This is a genomic window from Rhizobium sp. 1399, assembly GCF_031455475.1.
Taxonomy (GTDB): Bacteria; Pseudomonadota; Alphaproteobacteria; order Rhizobiales; family Rhizobiaceae; genus Rhizobium.
In genome coordinates this window covers 1-1,363 of record NZ_JAVDSU010000035.1, presented here as the reverse complement: position 1 = coordinate 1,363, position 1,363 = coordinate 1, and the positions used below count along the sequence as shown (strand labels likewise).

The window sequence follows — 1,363 nt, the reverse complement described above, 5'->3', positions numbered from 1 at the left end:
GATGATGTCCCAGGGAGTGGTGTAGCTCGTTCGATCGTCGAGCTTTCCGGGCAGGGCCGGGAACGGGTCAACCTGCAGCGGGCAAGTTGATCAGCGGATCATCGCTCATTGTAGCGATGGTTTCCAGTGTCATGTATCGCGAGCGCTGAACAGCCCACTCGTCATTTTGCTCTAGCAGCAAAGCGCCGACGAGTCTGACGATGGCATCGTCGTTGGGAAAGATGCCGACGACCTCTGTCCTTCGCTTGATCTCGCCGTTCAATCGCTCAATGGGGTTCGTGCTGTGAAGCTTGGTCCAGTGCTGCTTGGGAAAGGTCATATAGGCGAGGACATCTTCCTCGGCGCTATCCATGAGGCCGGCGAGTTTCGGCACTTTCGGCCTGATCTGATCGGCGACGTTGCGCCACTGTTGGCTGGCAGCTTCCGGCGTGTCCTGGGCAAAAGCCGTTGCAATGAAGGCTGAGACCACGCGTCGCCCGCTCTTGCCGGCATGCGCCAGCGCATTGCGCATGAAGTGAACCCTGCATCTTTGCCAGGTAGCGGAAAGGACCTTGGAAACGGCGGCTTTGATGCCTTCGTGGGCATCGGACACGGCGAGTTTGACGCCACGCAAACCGCGCCGTGTGAGCTTACGCAGGAACTCCGTCCAGATCGGCTCAGCCTCAGAGGTGCCGATTTCCATGCCGAGCACTTCGCGTCGACCATCCGTGTTGACGCCGATCGCGATGATCACCGCGACGGAGACGATGCGTCCGCCACGCCGGACCTTGAGGTAGGTGGCATCGATCCAAAGATATGGCCAGTCACCTTCGATGGGGCGGGAGAGAAAGGCCTTCACCTTGTCGTCGATCTCTTCGCAAAGCCTGGAAACCTGGCTTTTGGAGATGCCACTCATGCCCATCGCCTTGACCAGGTCGTCCACCGAGCGGGTCGAAACGCCCTGGATATAGGCCTCCTGGATCACCGCGGTCAGTGCCTTCTCAGCCATGCGACGCGGCTCCAGAAAGCTTGGGAAATAGCTGCCCGTGCGTAGCTTCGGAATACGAAGTTCGACAGTTCCAGCGCGGGTCTCCCAGTCGCGATCGCGATAGCCGTTACGCTGAGCAAGCCGAAAGTCGTTCTTCTCGCCGTAGGCCGCACCGGTCTTGGCACCGACCTCCAGCTCCATCAGCTTCTCGGCCGCAAAGCCAATCATCTCGCGCAGCAAATCCGCATCAGCACTCTTCTCAACAAGAGAGCGCAGGTCCATCATGTCATTGGTCATCGGTGGTCTTTCCAAAAGGTTGTGCTTGAACAACCCAACCCTACCGGAAAAAGCCGATGACCACCGCTATCGACCTACACCACCTCTAGGGACATCATC

1 protein-coding gene is annotated in these 1,363 nt (G+C 58.8%); it reads right to left on the bottom strand.

Going from position 1 to position 1,363, the window contains the following annotated elements:
- Nucleotides 1-67: 67 nt before the first annotated feature.
- Nucleotides 68-1,264 carry an IS256 family transposase gene (locus J2X71_RS38045; RefSeq protein ID WP_113324156.1) on the bottom strand — a complete coding sequence of 399 codons (1,197 nt, stop codon included), beginning with the start codon at nt 1,262-1,264 and terminating at the stop codon, nt 68-70.
- Nucleotides 1,265-1,363: the final 99 nt, after the last annotated feature.